23 protein-coding genes are annotated in these 19,318 nt (G+C 49.8%); 10 read left to right on the forward strand and 13 right to left on the reverse strand.

What is annotated here, in order from left to right; all coding sequences use genetic code 11:
• Positions 1 to 186 precede the first annotated feature (186 nt).
• Positions 187 to 888 carry a response regulator gene (locus F3J38_RS24915; RefSeq protein ID WP_167143413.1) on the reverse strand — a complete coding sequence of 234 codons (702 nt, stop codon included), beginning with the start codon at positions 886 to 888 and terminating at the stop codon, positions 187 to 189.
• Positions 889 to 1,058: 170 nt separating this feature from the next.
• Positions 1,059 to 1,655, reverse strand: coding sequence for a LuxR C-terminal-related transcriptional regulator (locus F3J38_RS24920; protein ID WP_167143416.1), 597 nt, complete (start codon positions 1,653 to 1,655; stop codon positions 1,059 to 1,061).
• A gap of 203 nt (positions 1,656 to 1,858) precedes the next feature.
• Here F3J38_RS24920 and F3J38_RS24925 point away from each other — a divergent pair, with 203 nt between their 5' ends.
• On the forward strand, positions 1,859 to 2,044 hold the full coding sequence (locus F3J38_RS24925; protein WP_084936342.1) for a con-10 family general stress protein: 186 nt from the start codon (positions 1,859 to 1,861) through the stop codon (positions 2,042 to 2,044).
• A gap of 42 nt (positions 2,045 to 2,086) precedes the next feature.
• Here the strand turns inward: F3J38_RS24925 and lepB are convergent, their stop codons facing one another.
• Complete coding sequence (gene lepB, locus F3J38_RS24930; RefSeq protein ID WP_167143419.1) at positions 2,087 to 3,004, reverse strand: signal peptidase I; 918 nt, start codon at positions 3,002 to 3,004, stop codon at positions 2,087 to 2,089.
• Positions 3,005 to 3,264: 260 nt separating this feature from the next.
• Here lepB and F3J38_RS24935 point away from each other — a divergent pair, with 260 nt between their 5' ends.
• Positions 3,265 to 3,516: a hypothetical protein gene (locus F3J38_RS24935; protein WP_167143422.1), complete on the forward strand. Its 252-nt coding sequence runs from the start codon at positions 3,265 to 3,267 to the stop codon at positions 3,514 to 3,516.
• Positions 3,517 to 3,780: 264 nt separating this feature from the next.
• The gene (locus tag F3J38_RS24940) at positions 3,781 to 3,981 is read left to right on the forward strand and encodes a hypothetical protein (protein ID WP_167143425.1); all 201 of its coding nucleotides are present in this window, start codon (positions 3,781 to 3,783) and stop codon (positions 3,979 to 3,981) included.
• 23 nt (positions 3,982 to 4,004) lie between these two features.
• Here the strand turns inward: F3J38_RS24940 and F3J38_RS24945 are convergent, their stop codons facing one another.
• From F3J38_RS24945 to F3J38_RS24960, 4 genes are all read right to left on the reverse strand, one after another.
• Complete coding sequence (locus tag F3J38_RS24945; RefSeq protein WP_167143428.1) at positions 4,005 to 4,268, reverse strand: biofilm development regulator YmgB/AriR family protein; 264 nt, start codon at positions 4,266 to 4,268, stop codon at positions 4,005 to 4,007.
• Positions 4,269 to 4,330: 62 nt separating this feature from the next.
• Positions 4,331 to 4,630, reverse strand: coding sequence for a hypothetical protein (locus F3J38_RS24950; RefSeq protein ID WP_167143431.1), 300 nt, complete (start codon positions 4,628 to 4,630; stop codon positions 4,331 to 4,333).
• A 150-nt stretch (positions 4,631 to 4,780) separates the two neighbouring features.
• On the reverse strand, positions 4,781 to 5,026 hold the full coding sequence (gene ycgZ / locus F3J38_RS24955; RefSeq protein WP_167143434.1) for a regulatory protein YcgZ: 246 nt from the start codon (positions 5,024 to 5,026) through the stop codon (positions 4,781 to 4,783).
• A gap of 228 nt (positions 5,027 to 5,254) precedes the next feature.
• Positions 5,255 to 5,512 carry a hypothetical protein gene (locus F3J38_RS24960; protein ID WP_167143436.1) on the reverse strand — a complete coding sequence of 86 codons (258 nt, stop codon included), beginning with the start codon at positions 5,510 to 5,512 and terminating at the stop codon, positions 5,255 to 5,257.
• Between the two features lie 139 nt (positions 5,513 to 5,651).
• Here F3J38_RS24960 and F3J38_RS24965 point away from each other — a divergent pair, with 139 nt between their 5' ends.
• The 3 genes from F3J38_RS24965 (at position 5,652) to msrA (ending at position 7,308) form a co-directional block, all read left to right on the forward strand.
• Positions 5,652 to 5,897 carry a ParD-like family protein gene (locus F3J38_RS24965; RefSeq protein ID WP_167143439.1) on the forward strand — a complete coding sequence of 82 codons (246 nt, stop codon included), beginning with the start codon at positions 5,652 to 5,654 and terminating at the stop codon, positions 5,895 to 5,897.
• Entirely contained in the window at positions 5,894 to 6,676 is a 783-nt protein-coding gene (map, locus tag F3J38_RS24970; protein ID WP_167143442.1) for a type I methionyl aminopeptidase, read from the forward strand. The genes F3J38_RS24965 and map overlap by 4 nt, the downstream gene beginning before the upstream one ends.
• 98 nt (positions 6,677 to 6,774) lie before the next feature.
• Positions 6,775 to 7,308, forward strand: coding sequence for a peptide-methionine (S)-S-oxide reductase MsrA (gene msrA, locus F3J38_RS24975; protein WP_167143445.1), 534 nt, complete (start codon positions 6,775 to 6,777; stop codon positions 7,306 to 7,308).
• Here the strand turns inward: msrA and F3J38_RS24980 are convergent.
• Positions 7,305 to 8,210, reverse strand: a complete 906-nt coding sequence (locus tag F3J38_RS24980) for a LysR family transcriptional regulator (protein WP_167143448.1) — start codon at positions 8,208 to 8,210, stop codon at positions 7,305 to 7,307. The two genes, msrA and F3J38_RS24980, sit on opposite strands and share 4 nt — an antisense overlap.
• A 136-nt stretch (positions 8,211 to 8,346) precedes the next feature.
• On the opposite strand from F3J38_RS24980, the gene hpxD reads away from it, so the two are divergent.
• Positions 8,347 to 9,378 (forward strand): molybdenum cofactor-independent xanthine hydroxylase subunit HpxD, encoded by a 1,032-nt coding sequence (gene hpxD, locus F3J38_RS24985; RefSeq protein ID WP_205298403.1) that lies wholly within the window; start codon positions 8,347 to 8,349, stop codon positions 9,376 to 9,378.
• A gap of 11 nt (positions 9,379 to 9,389) precedes the next feature.
• Complete coding sequence (locus tag F3J38_RS24990; protein WP_205298404.1) at positions 9,390 to 10,355, forward strand: PDR/VanB family oxidoreductase; 966 nt, start codon at positions 9,390 to 9,392, stop codon at positions 10,353 to 10,355.
• Between the two features lie 8 nt (positions 10,356 to 10,363).
• Here F3J38_RS24990 and F3J38_RS24995 read toward each other — a convergent pair whose 3' ends face one another.
• Positions 10,364 to 10,975, reverse strand: a complete 612-nt coding sequence (locus F3J38_RS24995; protein WP_167143451.1) for a LysE family translocator — start codon at positions 10,973 to 10,975, stop codon at positions 10,364 to 10,366.
• A 114-nt stretch (positions 10,976 to 11,089) separates the two neighbouring features.
• Between F3J38_RS24995 and F3J38_RS25000 the strand changes: the two genes are divergently transcribed.
• Positions 11,090 to 11,986: a LysR substrate-binding domain-containing protein gene (locus F3J38_RS25000; protein ID WP_167143454.1), complete on the forward strand. Its 897-nt coding sequence runs from the start codon at positions 11,090 to 11,092 to the stop codon at positions 11,984 to 11,986.
• 31 nt (positions 11,987 to 12,017) lie between these two features.
• Here the strand turns inward: F3J38_RS25000 and F3J38_RS25005 are convergent, their stop codons facing one another.
• The gene (locus F3J38_RS25005; RefSeq protein WP_167143457.1) at positions 12,018 to 13,583 is read right to left on the reverse strand and encodes a methyl-accepting chemotaxis protein; all 1,566 of its coding nucleotides are present in this window, start codon (positions 13,581 to 13,583) and stop codon (positions 12,018 to 12,020) included.
• A 998-nt stretch (positions 13,584 to 14,581) separates the two neighbouring features.
• Between F3J38_RS25005 and F3J38_RS25010 the strand changes: the two genes are divergently transcribed.
• Positions 14,582 to 14,785: a con-10 family general stress protein gene (locus F3J38_RS25010; RefSeq protein ID WP_084936359.1), complete on the forward strand. Its 204-nt coding sequence runs from the start codon at positions 14,582 to 14,584 to the stop codon at positions 14,783 to 14,785.
• A 463-nt stretch (positions 14,786 to 15,248) separates the two neighbouring features.
• On the opposite strand, the gene F3J38_RS25015 is transcribed toward F3J38_RS25010, so the two are convergent.
• The 3 genes from F3J38_RS25015 to F3J38_RS25025 are packed head-to-tail and all read right to left on the reverse strand — an operon-like array spanning position 15,249 to position 19,082.
• The gene (locus F3J38_RS25015; protein WP_167143460.1) at positions 15,249 to 16,559 is read right to left on the reverse strand and encodes a c-type cytochrome; all 1,311 of its coding nucleotides are present in this window, start codon (positions 16,557 to 16,559) and stop codon (positions 15,249 to 15,251) included.
• Position 16,560: 1 nt separating this feature from the next.
• A complete protein-coding gene (locus F3J38_RS25020) occupies positions 16,561 to 18,333 on the reverse strand; it encodes a GMC family oxidoreductase (protein WP_167143463.1) in 1,773 nt (590 codons plus the stop codon).
• Positions 18,334 to 18,362: 29 nt separating this feature from the next.
• The gene (locus F3J38_RS25025) at positions 18,363 to 19,082 is read right to left on the reverse strand and encodes a gluconate 2-dehydrogenase subunit 3 family protein (protein ID WP_167143466.1); all 720 of its coding nucleotides are present in this window, start codon (positions 19,080 to 19,082) and stop codon (positions 18,363 to 18,365) included.
• Positions 19,083 to 19,318: the final 236 nt, after the last annotated feature.

Consider the following 19,318-nt stretch of genomic DNA (forward strand, 5'->3'; position numbering starts at 1 on the left):
TCCTAAACGCAGATTATATTGCTCAGCCACCTTAAAAAATGGCAAGGCGTTTTCAAAAAAAACGCATAAAAACGTGAAGTGAGTCAAAATTTGCGTGGTATTGAACAGCAGAAAATTTGCCCATCACTGATTGCTTTGAATGAGAAGCCTTCCAGTCAATGCGCCCGGTCATGGCCCTCTTAACGGTTAAAGAAAAAGGTCGTCATGATACTTGAACAGTTCGAGTTCGGAATGAATACCCAATTTTCTCATACCGGATTGTTTATGCCCGCTTATTGTCTTATTGCTTCTTTTTAATTTCTCTGCAATGTCACTATTTTTCATCCCAGCCAGGATGTAGCGAATCACTTCAGCCTCACGAGGTGAGAGTAGATTATCCAACCGCGGCTTCACCATATTATCTTGTACAGCCAAAGGGCTATCTAATACCGCACCATCGCATTTGCGCAGAGGTATTTTGGCGAGCTCTGTGTAAATAGGTTGTGGAATATAACGTTGCCCACGGCTTAGTGTGCGAATCGCCTGCAAATAGCAGTCGGGGTCTTCACGCTTGGAGAGATAGCCGCAAATGCCGCGCTGAAACGCAACGCGAATAACGGATAAACTTTCCATAGAGGTATAAACCAGAATGGGAATCTTTGGATAATGCGCGAGAACCTGTTTGATCAGTGACAACCCATCAACTTCATCATTATCTAAAATATAATCCAGCACTAATACATTCACATCGTGCTGTTGAAGCCCGTGCCACAAATCGATACTGCGACTAAAGTTACCCACAACATGCATGTCCTGTTGTTTGCTTATCACCATTTCCATTGAAAGACGAATCATGGGGTGATCATCCAGCAACATCACGGCTATTTTTTCACTGAATGAACAGTTCATCTGGTTTCCCTCATCATAATGCATAGCAGAAGCGATAATCCGGATTGATTAAACTTCAAGATAGGGTGTAATCAGAGAATCAGATGCCCTCTACATCTGATTAATCCGTAAGGATTTCCCGACATATTCTTCTAGATAAAATAAAACAACATGTCATTGTTACTGATTTCTTAATCCATAGAGTTAAATCCATATCGTTTTAGGCAGTCATGAAAGTGAACATTATTTTTGCAATAGAGCTTTATGTAAATTGAACGTTTGTAATGGCTAATGGTTTTATTATTCAGCCGAAGCTTAAATGCAATCTCTTGCTGACTGCTATATTGAGAAAACCACTTCAACATTTTGAATTCTTGAGGTGAGAGTGAGGTAGCAGCACTACGCATTGGCGTCTTAGCTACAGACTCCATAGGTAAAGCAAAAAACCGTTTAATACTCGCTAATGAACTGGATTTTTTGAGTAGGGTTATCGAACTCAGTGTGTTCACAAAAAAATTCAATAATGCTGCATCTGTGATCTCAGTGAAAATAACGATACGCATTTGAGGATACAAAATCTGGGTAAGCCGTAAAAATTCATAGATTGTTTCAATATTATCCTCTTCAGTTTTAAGTTCAACGACAAGAATATCTGCATGTTGATAAGTGAGAATGCGTCTCGCATCATTGATTGATACGCAGGTTAATACTTGATCATGTTGAGAAGTCATTAAGGCGCTGAGTCCCTGCGCCACCCAATTATCTGCATCAATGCTGAGAATGTTCATATTTTTTTAGGTGAAGAGTTAAAAAGCAATTAAATCGCGAACGCTGACCATTTAACATCGGACAACAATGCTGTCTTTGTACGATAAAGCTTACAGCCTTAAAATCGCCCGGCTGCGACTGGCGCAGCGGCAACGGCACACTAAAATTATGATGTGACTAGCTAGTCCTTATCTCTAACGGAACATTGATATGAGGTCTTCCTATGAAACAACAGAGCTACAGAGGCGGTGCAGGGAATTTTGCTAACGATCCGGCACGAGCAAAAGAAGCAGGCAGAGCGGGAGGCAAAGCCAGTGGGGGCAACTTCAGAAACGATCCTGAACGCGCCGTTGAAGCGGGTCGGAAAGGAGGCAAAATAAGTCGCCGTCCTCCAACAAAGTCTGAATAAAGCGCTTTAGGATTTCGTTTGCCAGGGACTGGCATCTCTATCTCAGTGAATGAGGCCAATCCGATTAAGTCTAATTCCTGTTGGCCACTGATCTTCTTGTTTCTCAACACTGAGCCAAACAGCAACGGCCTTCCCCACCAGATTGCGCTCTGGCACAAATCCCCAGTAACGGCTGTCATAGCTGTTATTACGATTGTCACCCATCATGAAATACGACTGAGCAGGTACGACCCACTCTGCTGGCGGTTGACCTGGTTGAAGAAAAAATTGCCGGCTGTTTATTCTCGTGTGTGGGTTTTGCAGGATCCGATGAGCCACCCCCGCCAGATTCTCAGTACGCATCAGCAAACGCGTGCCTGCCGGTGATGCTTCACCCAAAGGTACTGAGTAGAACTGGGGTGGTGCCCCTGCGCTTTCGACATAGTTGCTGGGAACAAGCGCGCTATAATTGATCGGTAACGAAGCCGCACAGCGTTCAGTATCTTGGCAAGCAGGAATAACCGTCAGCTGTTGATTTACCGGATCAAACTGGATTCGGTCGCCAGGCAAACCGATCACTCGCTTGATATACAGTTGGGATTTATCCTGTGGGAAGGTGAAGATGGCGATATCCCCTCGCTGGGGATGTCCGGTCGCGAACAGCAATTTCTGATTAAAAGGATTTTTGAGCCCATAGGAATATTTATCAGCTAACACCAAATCACCCGTCAACAAGGTGGGCATCATAGAACCTGATGGAATACGGAACGGTTCCCAGCCAAAAGAACGAACCAGTAACACCACCGCGAGCAGAGGAAACAGAGATGCGAACGTATCCACCCATGCGGGTAAAGGTTTAACGGGTTGCGTGGCTAAAAGCGCGTGAGAGAGCAGACTTGAACGTTTTTGCCTTCTCCATCCCCAACATAAACCACTTAGCACCGCAGCAACGGTCAAAATCAGGGCAAAAATGTTCACCATATACAGGTTCCATGTCCATTATTGAAATCAAGTTTTACAAAGACTCATAATTTGACGAAGCATTCAATATATGCGAAATCCAGATTTGTCGCTCATCTGGATGTGCTTTGCTTTATTAAATCAGTGGTACGGAAGTTAGAGTGGTGTGTTTATTTTTAACCCTCTCCTTAGTCTTGAGTTCTGAACATTTCAATGCGATATTTCTACAGAATAGTTTTACCGCGATGCAATTCGTCCATAGTCAAGTTAAGGGTGCCTCCATGTCTGCTGAAAATAGGATTAAGGAACTTGAGGAAACGGTACTTCGCCTCAAAATTGAAACAGATGTACTGCGCGAGCTTATGATTAAACAAGTCGCCTTGAACAATATTGCTTACAAGGGAAAGTACGATGAAGTGATTATTCAGATGGCAAAAGAGTATGAAGAACGCGGGTTGGATGTGGAGCGAAACCGAGCGATGCATGAAGCAATGCGGCAATACATCAAAGATGACGTCACTTCCGCTGACTGAGGGCTTTATAGGAAACAGGGCCAAAATCGGCTCTGTTTCTGCAGTCGGCTGTTAGAATCTTGCAGCAAATAACCCTTATTATATGAGTTAATTAACGCTTGGCTTATTAACAACCCAGACTTTCAACCTCGCGGTAAAATAGCCTTCAGAAACCACTAAATAAGCGCAGCGTTAAATATCTTTTGCTTCACAATAAGCACCTAAAGCTATCTCTTGAACAAAGAATATGGCACACTGTATGTGCATACATATTCTGGAGGTTTAGTGATTTATGACAACCGAATGACTCAAGAGATGCTCGCGCTATTAGGCTCGACCGTAACGCGATTTATGCGCGAAGGAGTCCCTTTTGAATTACATGAATTATCTCAGGCTTTGCAGAGACTTAAAGAGGATGAGATTAATCCGGAGATAAAACAGCGTTATGAAGTCCTCATTCGCCTACTTTCCGAACTCATGCACTAACCATAAAATTCACTTCGCTAACGCTAGTCGTCGGGCGTATAGCCAACCACGATTTCCAAGGTTCTGCGTAAAACGGCGGCTTGTTCCTCATCATTAACAGATTCGAGTGCTCTGATCAGACTGATGATGATGGACTTATTACTAATATTTCCTTCCGCAGCTAAGACGTTACGAACCACGATGTCTAACACCGCGACTTCCTCCCTCTGGTCCGGACCCGCATTTCTCAGAAACTCAGCCAGTTCAATGTCAGGCAGGGCAGAATAAATATCTTCTGAATGTTGCATGTTAAAGCCTCGTGCAATTACATGTCCGGATGAGTGATAACTCAGTCTAGTGCGCTTTATACTTAATGCTTCTGCCTGCTGCCTGATTGGTGAGGGTTGTTATAGTGGTGATGCGCACTCTCTGCGTCAGTGAATCCACTATATTTGCGTTGTTTTTGGTTACCCTCCGCCAGACTCTCCCTGACCTCACTCATCGCTAGCGCAACATAACGACGCCTGTCAGGGTCGTCGGATTGTTCACCCAACTTGCTGATTTGCTCAAGCAGCGCACGCGTGTTGATTGGCCCAGCCTGCTGAAGCAGCGCCAATGTGGCCTCGCCTATGATTTCATCGATAATTTGCTGGTAATCACTTCTGTTCATACATATCTCTGATTGCTTCCTGTATGGCGTAGCAGTGGCGCCATCTTCTCTCCGCGATAGATAAGTTGCTACTTCGTTAGCCACGCGTCGTACGAATGCAATGCAATATCAGAACAAGTAATGCTGTACAACTATGGCTCGTCAATCCGATCAACTTTCGCGGTCAAACAGCAAACCGATCAGTTGATGATAATGGCGCTCTTCTTCAGCTCCGCTAGAAAGCTCCAAACGACGGAGCAGTTTAGTGCACAGTGACTTGCGGTTCAGATTACGGCCTTCTCTAAGGATTTCAACCACGATCTGACCCAACGTTTCCTGCTGGGAAGGCAGAGTAGCTTTGTTGAAGTACTGCGCAATCGCTTCTGAAGAATTCTGAGTGTATCCATTCTGACGCATGTATTACCCCCAATAGGTTGGTCCGGCATGCTGCCCGTTAAGTTGTACAGGTATCCAAAAATCTGTACAAAAATATAATAAATCTCAGTACGCATTTTTTTTGCAAAAAGTGCTTTCAACGGATGGATTTGCTTTAGGACGACACAGATTAATCTGGAACCTATAAGAAAGTGCTGATGCTGCCCTTCCAGAAAAGAAAAACCTCAAATGTTGATGCGGTAACACGCGCTATTTGGACAAATCAATGCTATCGCCTTTCTGAATCAAACTGCGTAAGGGAGAGTTAGCCCGTTCATCCACCGCTGATAGATGACGATACTTTTGCAACCAATCGAGTGCCGCCAGCATCTCTGATTTACGTTGCGATGTCACTGCATCTGCAGCCATCAATTGCAGTTGTTGATTGAGTTTTGCGACAGTAATTTTTTCATTACGGATCAACAATTGATAGGCAGCTTCACCGATGATTTTTTCCATATTGTCCATTCCATTACCTCATGAGAGTGTGGGCTTGCGCTTTATTCTCAGCAAAAATTATAGCTCATCGGCTGATTCCCTCTTGCATAGCGTCTCTTAAAGCGTAACCTATATACAAAACACATATGTTTCGTATATAGGCCATTCAATGGGTATCGTTAAAATCTCCGACCTGATGCATGAGAATTTACGCATAGCGAGCACTGCGCTTAGCCGTTCAATCAATGCCCAGGCAGAACACTGGATGAAGATCGGCATGCTTGCCGAACTCTATCCCAACCTCAGTCATCATGAATTGACGCGCCTGCTGATGCGTGTCGAACGCGACGGCGGAGCAGATTTAGCGCAGCTGCTCGAACAGCCTACTTTCACACCGCAGGGAATCGCGCAATGAGCATCAAATTACATACCGCAGAAGAGATCGAATTAGCACGTGCCGCCGGACATGCCGCCGCTAAAGTGCTGGAGATTATCACACCCTACGTCAAACCCGGCGTCACTACCGATGAACTGGACGCTATTTGCCATGACTATATCGTCAATGAGCTGAAAGTGGTGCCAGCCAACATCGGCTATCACGGCTACACCCGTACAACCTGCACTTCGGTAAATCACGTGGTCTGTCACGGTATTCCTGGCGATAAGAAGCTAAAAAATGGCGATATCGTCAACATTGACGTCGGCATCATCAAAGATGGCTGGTACGGTGACACCAGCCGCATGTACTACGTGGGTGAGCCATCGGTACGCGCTAAACGTCTCGTCGATATCACCTATGAATCCATGGTTGCGGGCATTAAAGTCGTCAAACCCGGTGCGACTTTGGGCGATATTGGTGCCGCGATTCAACAGGTGGCAGAGAAAGCCGGATTCTCAGTGGTGCGTGAATATTGTGGTCACGGCGTCGGTGAGGTCTATCACGACGAGCCTCAGATTCTGCACTACGGTACACCGGGCGCGGGAATCGCGCTGAAAGCCGGGATGATCTTCACCATCGAACCGATGATCAACGCCGGTAAAGCCGGTACCAGCGTGCTCTCTGATGGCTGGACGGTGGTCACCAAAGACCGCTCGCTGTCGGCGCAGTGGGAACACACCATCGCGGTGACGGAAACCGGCTTTGATTTGTTGACGCCATGGCCAGAAGGAACCGGTGAATACGCTGCGATCTAGCGACTATTAAACGCGAAACCTCAAGCCACATCAGTAGCGTGCACCTTTGCCAGCGTGTAAGGTAGCGCTACTTTTTTTATTTCCAGGGATTAAGAGTCATGCGTGAACAAGCCATTTTTGCCGGCGGCTGTTTTTGGTGTACCGAAGCGATTTTCCAGTCCATCGATGGCGTGCTAAGCGTAGAGAGCGGCTATATCGGCGGTCATCTGCCCTCGCCCACTTATGATGAAGTCTACAGCGACACCACCGGTCACGCTGAAGCCGTCAAAATCGAGTTTGACCCGGCTATCGTGAGCTACGACGATCTGCTTGATATTCACTTCGCCACGCATGATGCCACCCAAGAAAACATCAAAGATGGCGTGGTGCGTTCCCGCTATCGTTCTGCCCTGTTTCCGACTTCTGACGCGCAACGCCTCGCCGCTGAACAAGGTATTGTCCGAGCAGCCGCTGAACTCGGTAAACCGCTGGTTACGCGCCTCGAACCCCTGGCTGAATGGTATGCGGCAGAAGATTATCACCAGAACTTCTGGGAGAAAGAAGGACAGGAAAACGCCTTCTGTATGATGAATATCCCGGCAAAACTGCAGAAACTGCGCAATAAATTTCCGAAACAGGCATCAGACGCTTAACGTGCCATCGCATCGATAACCTGTGTGATGCGCTGAATCACCCTCTGCGCCGCCCGCGATAACTGTCGGGATGGCGCAGTACAGAGTGCCAAGGTCAGCGGACGCATCACGCTGTGTTTCAACGGCACAAAGCTCAGCTGCTGCTCCTGCACTTCCGTCATCACGTCCAACAAACTCAGCACACATACCCCAGTGCCCTGCGCAATCAAGCTGCGTATCAGTCGAATATCGTTGCAGGCAATGATGTTATCCGGCGCCATGCCCTGCTTGCGGTATAGCGCACTAACCCGTTCATGGACCACCAGCGAGTCGCCAGGAATGATATGCCGTTCCTGGCTCAATTGACTGAGCGATAATGCATCGCACTGGCTCAATGGATGATCGGGCGCCATGACAATGCCCATCTCCAGCTCTGCAAACGCCAACACATCCAGCCCACTCTGTCCCGCCGGATCGAGGATCAAGCCAAAATCAATCTCAGACTGTCGAATCAACTGACTGATGGCGTGGCTGTTGTCGACGGTGAGTTCCAGCCGCAGCCACTGATGTTCACGTGCAATATCCGCAATCGCATCGGCCACTGGCCCCTTGGTCAGTGATTGCACCAGGCCCGCGCTGACGTTGCCGCGTTTCAGGCCCTGGATATCGTCAAAACGCTGGCGGGTAACGCGAAACTCGCGCTGCCAGCGCATCACATCGTCGTACAACAACTCTCCGGCGGTCGTCATCCGCAAGCCATCTGGCAAACGCTCGAACAGCGGCGTACCAAAGCTCTCTTCCGCTTGCAGGATCTGCCGATTAATGGCGGACGCGGAGACGTGCAGTTTTTCGGCGGCTTTACGTAAGCTGCCGCTGCGAGCCACTTCTGCAAAGTAGACGGAAAAGCGGGAAAATGGACTCATGCATCACCTGTACTGTTTTTTGCAACACGGGATTGAATTCTTGCTGATGGATTTGTACAGGGCTAATTATTCACAATGTCCTGACAAAAATGAAGTCTTTCCGTTGCCCTTGTTAGCCAATGACAGGAACATCACCATGAATACACCCACACCTCCTGCACACTGTACCTTCGAACCTGATGACTGGCTGCGTCTGGCACGCCAGTGGCACCCGGTTGCACGTTCGTGTGATATCACCGGGGCACCGGGCAAAGCAGTTCTGCTAGACGAACAGTTAGTGGTTTACCGCATCAATGGCAGCGTGGTGGTGGCGCGAGATGTCTGCCCGCACCGAGGCGTGCCACTGACGTTGGGTTTTCATGATGAAGAGGGGGTGGTCTGCCCTTATCACGGTTTGCGCTTTGGCGAAAACGGCCGCTGCAATCGTATCCCTTCCAGTCCGGGCCAGCCGATCCCGGCCAAACTGAACTTGATCAGTTATCAGGTAGAAGAACGTTATGGCCTGATTTGGGTGTGTATCGCACCCGACCCGGAAAACCCTGCCCCCCTGCCAACCATGCCGCATTGGGACGACGCCGGTTTTCAGCAGATTAACTGCCCCGGTTTTGATGTCGATGGTTTTGCAGGGCGTCAGGTGGAGGGCTTTCTCGATGTTGCGCACTTCGCGTGGGTACATACCGAGACTTTTGCCGACCCGAACAACCAAGTGGTGCCGGCCTATAACCCCATCGAAACGGATACCGGTTTTGCCGTGGACTACTGGAGCTCTGTCAGCAATTTTGCCGCGGATAGCCCACAGCAGGCGCCCGAAGGTTTCGAATGGCTGCGTCATTTTGAAATGCATCTGCCCTTTACCGCCACGCTGACTATTCACTTTCCCGGTGAATCACGGCTGGTCATCATGAATGCTGCCTCTCCGGTTTCAGCGCGCAAAACGCGCATGTTTGCACCTATTGCCCGCAACTTCGATCTACAGGTCCCAGTAGAAGATGTACACGCTTTCAATCTGCGGGTGTTTGAAGAGGATCGACTGATGGTGGAAACACAGAAGCCCGAACGTCTGCCGTTAGATTTGGCACTGGAAGCCCATATTCCTGCCGATCGCAGCTCCATTGCCTATCGCCGTGGCCTGAAACGTATGGGCTTTGGTGAATTCTTCCTGGTATAGCGGAGGCGAAAATGAAAGCAGAATTGCAGGTCGTGGTAGACGGCTTACATCGCCAGGGCCGTCATAATCTCAGCGTGAGTCTGGTGGCTGAGAATGGTCAGCCGCTGCCAGCGTGGCAGCCTGGTGCGCATATTGATGTCCATTTACGTGATGGCTTGGTGCGTCAGTACTCGCTGACCGGAAATAGCAACGAGCGTAATCGCTATCAGATTTGCATCGCGCGCGACAAACAGTCACGTGGTGGTTCACGTTACGTTCATGACGTCATGCGTCCCGGCCAGATCGTGGGGATTTCGGCACCGCGTAATCTGTTTCCGCTGCAACCGGCAGGCAAAGTGATCCTGATGGCCGCCGGCATTGGCATTACACCGCTGTATGCCATGGCGGAAGCGCTAGAGGCGGCGAGTGTGCCTTTTGTCCTGCATTACTATGTAAAACAGCGTGGCGATGAAGCTTTTCTGCCGCAGTTGTCAAAAGCCTTTGCACATGGCTTTTGTGAAATATGGTACAGCAGTGAAGGACATAGCCCGCGTAGCCATGTACCTGCCGAGTTGCTGGAGTGTGCTGTGGATACCCATCTCTATCTGTGCGGCCCGCAAGGCTTCATGACCCATGTCGAGCAGCAAGCCAACGCGCGCGGCTGGGACTCTGCCCATATTCACACCGAGGCATTCAAACCTGTCGCCCCGGCCGTTGAAGAGTCAGAGGCAGGCTTCACCGTGACGATTGCGCGCACCGGTCAACAATGTACCATCCCGGCCGATCAAACCATTGCTCGCGTGTTACTGGAAAACGGCGTGGATGTACCGCTGTCATGTGAGATGGGCATGTGCGGCGCATGCCTGACGCGGGTCACCGAAGGGGAGATCGATCACCGTGATACCGTGCAGTCAGACGCGGAGAAATCCGCTGCCGAACAGTACATTGCGCTGTGCTGCTCACGCAGTAAATCGCGCAATCTGGTGATCGACTTATAGCCGTTCCGCTATATCGGCAGCAACTGCCTCAGGTTGTAAAACGCTCCTGCCAGCGCGATCAGCAACAATATCATCATTGATACTTGCTCCAGGCGCTGCTGTTGTGAACCCGGCAGCCAGCGCTTTACGGTGATGATATAAAACGCCAGCACCACAAAATCGAAGACCATCCACACCAGCGCCAGTGTCATCAGGCTACTGCGGAGATGGGGCGTGATGGCGATAAACTGCGGAAACAGCGCGGCAAAGAACAGAATATCTTTTGGATTAGAGATACCCACCACAAAGCCTTTCAACAATCCACCCTGCGTTGCTGGCCGCTGGGCGGTTGCGTTTGTCGCAGCACGTAACCCTCGCCATGCGATCACGCCAATAAACAGGGAACCCAACAACCCAGCGATTTGCAAACTCATAGGATTGAGCGAAACCAGTCCCGTCAACATCAGCGCAGCTAGCGCGATCAACACCAGTGATGCCGCGTTAGTGCCCACCACGGTGGCAAAAGCGCGGCGATAACCGTGACGCGCGGCTGTGCCCGTGACCAGCGCCACCACCGGGCCTGGCGTCATTAACAGCAATAAAATCGCTAGCATATACGCCAGCAGCAGTGAGAGGTTCATGGCTACGACCTGTAAACGTCTTAGAGTGTCGCCAGTATTGCTTTTTGTTTCCTGATTGAAAAACGCTTTAAAATACCGTTGAATGTGATTTTTACTCAACCTTGAGTTTGCCTTATGACGCTTCCTCCGCTTTATGCGCTTCGCGCTTTTGCCAGTGCAGCGCAGTTGGGGTCTTTTAGCCAAGCCGCCGCTGCACTCAACGTCACCCCTGGCGCGATTAGTCGTCACATCCGCACCCTTGAAGAATGGTTCGATTGCCAACTGTTTATCCGTAAAGGGCCCAAGGTCGAAATCAGCGCTGCGGGTAGCGTATTCGCGGCACAATTACAGGCTGGATTTGCCTCTTTAGAGCAAGCTTGCTCCGCCTTCACACAGCAGGGGCATCAGCTCCGTCTCAAGGCCCCTTCGACACTGACCATGCGTTGGTTGCTGGATGTACTCCAAACATATCGTGAGCAAAACTCAACGCCTGAAGTGCAGATCACCAGCGTTTGGATGGATACGGACAAAGTCGATTTTGCCCGTGAACCTTTTGACTGCGCCATCTTGTTAGGCGACGGTCATTTTGGTGCAGACACCGAGTGCCATTTGCTGTTTCAAGAGTGGTTAATTCCGATTTGCGCCCCTGCAATGAAACGACAGGCACAAACGCAGCTAGCAAGTTGTGAATTAATTCACCCTTCGCACGATCGCCGCGACTGGCTAAGGTGGTCACAGGGGGTAGCTGATGCACCGGTCATCAATCTGTGGCAAGGCAAACTGTTCGATACTCTGGAACAGGGCACGATGGCGGCGATCAGTGGACACGGCGTTTCCATTGGCGACCTGCTGCTCAGCCAAGAGGCGATTAACCACGGCTTGCTGGTGCTGCCATTTAACCAGCCGGTGGCGACGGGCGATGGTTATTATCTGGTGTGGCCCAAAACCAGCCAAGAAGCGCCCAACATCAAGCTATTGCTACAAGGGTTGCTTGATCAGGCGCCCGTCTTAAATAACGAGAATCTGCGGTAATGGCGGCCTTCTGGCCGCCTGTCACTCCTTGCTAGGCGCTCTGACGCAGGGTAAACACGCTGACGCTGTTCACCATATTTGCCGCTTGCTCGCTCAGCATGGCGGAAGCGGCCAAAGATTGCTCCACCAGAGAGGCATTTTGCTGTGTCGTGATGTCGATTTGGCTGATAGCGGTGTTGATCTGACTGATCCCATCGGCCTGCTCGGTACTGGCTTGGTTGATCTGTGACAGCACTTCCTTCATGTTCACCACGTTGTTCATCATTTCCGCCATCAGTTTGTTGGCATCCGCCACCATGTCACGGCCATCGACAATGCGCGTGGAAGACTCCTCAATCAGATGGCGAATCTCATGCGATGAGGTGGCGGTTTTCTGTGCCAGCGCACGCACTTCCTGGGCGACTACTGCAAATCCGCGACCGTGTTCGCCTGCACGTGCTGCCTCTACCGCAGCATTCAATGCCAGGATATTGGTTTGGAAAGCAATCGAGTCGATCAGGTTGATGATGTCAGCCATCTGGCTGGCAGAATCATGAATTTCGGCCATTTTGCTCGAGACGTTGTTCATCATGCTGGCGTTCTGCCCGACGGCATTCTCCGCCTTTTCAGACAGCCCGGCGGCAAAGTGAGTATTGTTGCGGGTGTTGCTGATGGTGGCGGTAAACTCTTCGACTGATGCAGCCGTCTGTTCTACCGAACTCGCCTGCTCTTCAGTACGCGCAGCAAGGTCATGAGTGCCGGACATAATTTCACTCGCGCCCCCTGAGATCTGTTCGGCACTCAATCGAATATGACTGACAATATCCGACATCTTTTCCTGCATTTGCTGAATAGCATTAATTAACTGACCCATCTCATCTTTACGCTTTTCATAAAAGCCAGAGCTGAGATCCCCATCTGCTACTCGGCCGAGGAAGGCAATCACATTTTTCAATGGCACAGTGATCGAGCGGATAATGACCCAACCAATAAAAGCCGATAATAAAATAGCCACGATAAAAATAATCACCATGGAAATTTTTGTGTTGTGGTATGAACCCATGAAATTAGTGTAAGAGCCGTTCATCTGCTGCTCTTGCAAAGCAATAAAGCGCTGCACTTCGCCGGTATATTCCGTCTGACGTGATGCAAGGGTTGTTAAATAGTAGTCCAGCGCTTTGCTCGAATCATTATTCAGCACCTGCAAGAATTCATTGCGTGCCTGTAAATAGGCATTGCGTTTCTCGGTCAGGCTTTGCAAATACGCCTTCGAATCGTCATCTGTGGCCAGTGCGTTCAGTTTACTGTAAATCGCCGTAATCTGACCTGTCGCGCCCTGCAGACCATTCATGATGGTGGTACGCCTTTCTGCGCTGATCGGGCTCAGCAGCAGCGCCTGTTGCTGAATAGTGGTATTGATTTCATCGATTAGTTGGTTACCCAAGGCAATCGTGGGGTAATCATCTTTCATCATGCCGTTAACGCCGGTTTGCGCGAGGAATAATGAGTTCAATCCCAGTGCCGCGACTAACAGCAGCATGGCGATGTTTATCAGGGAAGAAATGATAAGTTTGGTGCGCAATTTAACATTGCGAGAAAATCCTTGAACTACGTCCATTTAGAAACCTCAATGATTTTTATAGGTGAGTCATAAACGCCAGGTGTTATTTAAAAACAAAGAAAAGAAGAGGCTCCGACCGTTAATCGGATGCATCCCTGCTGTTATCGTCAGTGAGGAGGGCAACATTAGAGACTTTACTTAAATATAACTAATTTATATAAGTCGATTCACTTCGTGCGAAGTTCATTAAAATATCATTTTGATCAGTTAAATTAAATTGTTAGCAATAATAGTCACTCAAGTGATCAATGGACTTTATTTATTAAACTGGATTGATTTCATTTCACCTTACGTCCGTCTAATGAAAAGTAGTTTTTGCTGCGGGTTGTGTAATTGCTGTTAGCATTGATTGATAAACAGACGATGATAATTTCAACCGTTACGCTTAGGGCCGCCCAGCGGTTGCCCGTTATGCAAATGGAGGTCACATTCGACATTTAACTCTCTGTACGCTGTTCTGCCCCCTCCAGTGTCACGAGCGAACGTTGCTGAAGTCGCCAATCAACCACCTCTGTCTCCTGCTGCACATGCGCATGAACGCTTCCATACTTGAAGCATCATCGAGCATTGAGTGTACTAACCTAAGGAAAGGAATAGCGATGCTTAGCAGGCTAATGGGGCAAGCAGCTTTGCGGCGTAACTAATATCTTAAATAAGCGAAGCGTTAATTAACGCCTGAGAATTAATCTTAATTAATCTTAGCAAGTAAGTACCATTGCACAAGCCTGGCAGCACTGAAATGCCCAGCAGGTTAATAGCCACTTCGTTACCGCTTCGCTTATATATCGGAACGATAGACTTTACTCGACTAATGAAATGAGATAACAATCATCTTTCATGCTTCGATAGCTAAGCCAACCGATGGAATTGACTTATACTTAAACAAACAAATTCAAAAATATTAAAACTTAAGATTAATCCTGGCTTGATTATGGTAAAAACATCGCTACATTTATTTTTGCTTTATGTTGGTATAAATAGAACGAGGAGAACGCATGACGGACCCTAACAAGCATCCTGAAGAGGAAGAGAAGAAGACGCAACGTCGTGGGGGCACAGGGAACTTCGCCGAGGATAAGGAGCGCGCCGCGGAAGCAGGCCGCAAGGGTGGTCAGGTGAGTAGCGGCAATTTCAAAAATGATCCGAGCCGTGCTGTTGAAGCGGGTAGGAAAGGAGGAAAGATCAGTCGCCGTAAATAACCTCTCTCTTAATACAATACAAGGTTAGCTTCACTAACCTTCTCCACAACACTCTTCTGACGTTTATTACCGCTTCGCTTAAATGCGAAATGAACGACGTCAGAAGAGTTATTCCCATTAGAAACGAGACTAAATCGATCATTTCTTGATCAATCGTGCGCCATTTGCCGCTTCGCTTATTAATAATTTTTCCCTTATATATTAATGATCAATTTTACTTTCAGAACAAATAACCTGTCAGGAATTAACCCGTATATTTGTACATGAACACCAATTTTGTACACTTTCTTTTAAATTAATTGAAAGCACGATTAACTTAATTTCAAAAGTCGAAAACAGGATCGTCAATCTGACATTTACGCCCCCTTAACATCCCACGCCGCTGTTTCACTTCTCCTGCTTAAAGCAACAAAAAAGGCTGCTATTCCTTACGGAATAACAGCCTCGCTCAAGGCACCGAAACTCAGTGTGGCGCCATTTGTGCTGGCAGTTTCAATTGTGCACGCGCCTTGGCCACTTCATCAGCACTCACCGGTTTAGCCGCGTTGCCCCAGCTGTTACGCAGGTAGGTCGCCGCCGCAGCAACCTGCTCGTCCGAAAGCTTCCAGGCGAACGACGGCATTGCACCGCTAGTCGGGTTACCCAGGGTCACGGCACCGCGCCCACCCTGTAGCACGGTGGTGATGACAGATGAAGCGTCATCCGCTAACAGACCAGGATTACCTGCCAGGCTCGCCGCAAGGTTTGGAATGCCTTTACCGTCACTGTTATGGCAGGCCGTACAGTTCGCCGAGTAGACGTTTTCGCCCATCTTCATTTGCGCATTGTCCATCGCCAATGGCTGCGGCAAAGTAGTGGCCGAGGCCGGAACCTGCTTCAGATACACGGCAATAGCCTTGAGATCGGCATCGGTCAAATGCTGGGTTGAGTTGGTCACCGCCTCAGCCATTGGACCGGAAGCCACCGCCACATGGTTGCTACCCAACTTGAGGTAATCCACCACCTGCTGCTCAGACCAGCTTCCGATACCGGTGTGCGGGTTCGGAGTGATATCAGGGGCATGCCATTCACCGAGATTGCCGCCTTGCAGATAATCGCTGCTGTCACCGCCAATCAGGTTTTTCGCCGTATGGCAGGCGGCACAGTGCTCCGGTCCCTCTACCAGATAAGCACCTCGGTTCCATTCGGCGGTTTGAGTGCTATCGGCCTGGAAGCCAGCATTTTTAAAGAACAGCAGGTTCCAGCCCATCATCGCCAGACGAATGTTATACGGGAAGCCGAGGTTAGTTTCCGGCACCTGATAGTGAATCGGCTTAACTGAACGCAGGTACATCCACAGATCATGCATGTCTTGATCGGTCAACTTCACATAAGCGTTGTAAGGCATCGCAGGATAAAGGTGTTCCCCCTCTTTCCCCTTACCGTGACGTACTGCGCGGAAGAAATCGCGCTCCGTCCAACTGCCGATACCGGTTTCGCTATCCGGCGTGATGTTGCTGGCGTATATGCCGCCAAAGGGTGTGCTAATCGAGTAGCCCCCGGCCAACGGCAGTTTGCTTTCCGGCATCGTGTGACAGGCCGTACAGTCACTGGCGATAGCCACATAGCGCCCACGCGCGATCGCCGCACTGTCCGCCGCTGTGGGCGGTTGGCTGGTTAACACATCGTTGCTGGCAACATCATCCGCTGAGGTATCGCCATTCATCCACAGCATGCCTGCTGCCACGGCCGTCGCGATCACCGCCACGCCCGCAATCAGTTTGGTCTTTTTCATCTCACACCTTCACCAACGGACCTGGGTTTTTCAGGTACTGTTCGATAATGGCTTTCGCCGTCCACAGACTCAGTGCCCCAATGGTCCCTGTCGGGTTGTACCCGGCGTTGTTTGGGAAGGAGGAAGCACCTAGCACAAACACGTTGTGTGCATCCCAACACTGTTGGTAGCGGTTAAGCACCGAGGTTTTTGGATCGGTGCCCATGACCGCACCGCCAATGGTGTGGTCGCTGGCGAAGTTGTAAGGTGAGTACGCGCCAGAGGCAGAGTTAGTACCAATTACGGTTTCCGCGCCCATGGCCTTACCGATCTCTACACTCTTCTCCTCGATAAACTTCGCAGAAAGGCGATCGTTATCGTTGTAGTCAAAAGTGACACGCAACAAAGCATTGCCGTTGTCATCTTTGTACTCAGGATCGAGGTCAAGATAGTAATCTTCGTGCGAGAAGCTGGTGCCCTGGCCGAAAATGAAGGTGGTGTTCTGGAACGCGTGGGTATAGGCCTTTTTCCACTCTTTACCCCAGCGTGGCGAACCCGGTGGCAGTGCATCAGCGTTACCGATAGGGCGCGCGCCGCGTGCCACAACCAGAATCCCTGCGCCACCGATAAAGCCCAGACCAGTATGGTCAAAGTTATCGCCGTTCCAGTCGTCCACCTGCGAAGAGAGCGCACCGGCACCGATATACTGGTTCAGATTCTCATCTTTGAAGTGGATCGCCGCACCCGATACCGTCTGGAAGCTATAAGCACGCCCTACCACGCCGGTTTTGGTCACCGGGTTGTAAGGCACGCCAATTTTGGACAGCAGCAGCAAGCGCACGTTTTGCATTTGGAAGGCGGACAAGATCACAATGTCTGCGGGCTGTACCCACTCTTTCTTGTTCTTATCGAGATAGGTCACGCCGGTGGCGGTTTTACCGTCTTCCGCTTTATTGACGCGAACCACGGCTGAGTCCGTTAACACCGTGAAGTTCTCACGTTGCATTAATGCAGGGATGACACAGGCGTTAGGGCTGGATTTTGAGAAGTTACCGCAGCCGTAATACAGGCAGTAACCGCAATAGGTGCATGGCCCCATGCGCACACCCAGTGGGTTAACATAAGCGCGTGACGCCTGGCCGGCAGGAACCATGAAGGGTTTCAGACCGATCTTCTTCGCGCCTTCGGCAAAAATATCCGTCAGACGCATACTTTCCAGCGCAGGCAGTGGATATTCGCTTGTACGGTTGCCCTCGTAAGGGTTACCGCCTTCAATGACTTCACCGTTCAGCTTACCGGCCTTACCTGACACACCGGCAATTTTTTCAAAACGATCGTAGAACGGTTCCAAATCGTCGTAAGTGACGCCCCAGTCTTGCAGGATCACCCCTTTGGCAATCTGCTGCTTACCGTAACGCTTTATCGTCTGGCTGTAAGGTTCGAAATCGAACGGCGTAAAACGCCATGCCATCCCAGCCCAGTGCGTGCCGGAACCGCCCACGTTGTAACCCAGTTCATTCAGGTTCCACTCGCGGGTTGGCAGCGCAGTTTGCGTGGTGTTGTTACGGAAGGTAGTGGTCTCGACGGCGGGCGGCAGCAGCATACTGCGGCGCGTATCCCAGCGCAGTTCATCGGTATCGACCGACGGTGGAAAGTCTGTCGCGGTTTCAAACCACGGGCCACGTTCAATGGCAACGACATTCAGACCTGCGCGGGTCAGCTCTTCGGCGATCAAAGAGCCGCACCAACCCAGGCCGACGATGGCGACATCAGCTTTTGGACGGACGTTATTCATGTGAGAACTCTTATTGCTCAGCAAAAAAATTAAAGGGTGTTATCAATCAGGCTGGTGGGGATGATGTTGAGCTTCTGCCCTTTTTTCGGCAGCAGGTCACGGAAGTCATAGCGTGCGCCTGGGAAGCCGATCATTTTCCAGCTGGTCATGTCTTTGTTGCCACCGTAAATCGGATCGGCGAGAAAGCCTTCACGGACGTTCTGTAGCAGCAGTTCAAAGAACACCTTGGTTTCGACCTCTTCACCGAGGTCCAGACTGTTGTTCTCCATGGCGGTCAGCACCTGATCCTGCTGGTCACCACTCAGTGAGAGGAAGTCTTTGCCATATTGCTGCTGCAGGGCTTTATCCAGCGCGGCAATGCCCAAGCGATAACGTTGCGCAGGTGTCAGCGGAGATTGTGGCCCCTGCTCTGCGGTGCCTTTGACGAATTTACCTAAACGGTAGATAGCCACTGCATTGCCGTAATCACCGGCGAGCTGACGGTCGATAAAGATGGCGCAACCGGCCTCTTTGCCACTGAGACTGGTTTCATCCGCCGGAATAAAACGCTCGGCAATGGCACCTACCGTGTCAAATTCGTGCTGAGTGAGATATTGCAGTCCCCCTTTTCTCGGCGGTGCAAGCGGCGTTTGAACTTTGCCGGGCTCCCAAGGCTGCCCGCCATTGACCACTTCTGCCTGGGTAAGCGTGGGGATCGTTGAAGCCACTCCCAATGCGGTGATGGAAGTGAGAAATTCTCTACGTTTCATAATTCCCTGCCAATAAATGTTCACATTGCAAACCTGGCCAAATAACAGACGTATTTGTGCCTGGCGTTAAAAGCCATATCAGTAAGGTTTATTGGATATATACCGAGTTTGCCCATTGGGCATTTTATTAGATAAACAACGAGGTAAGTTTTTACATTCAAATCACGTAATTAATTAATTCTTAACAACGATGCAAAGAGTAATGACTCACCCTGCGCTTTAAAAGGTTTTTGTTG

Origin of the sequence: Candidatus Pantoea formicae (assembly GCF_011752625.1) — a bacterium.
Classification (GTDB): Bacteria; Pseudomonadota; Gammaproteobacteria; order Enterobacterales; family Enterobacteriaceae; genus Pantoea; species Pantoea formicae.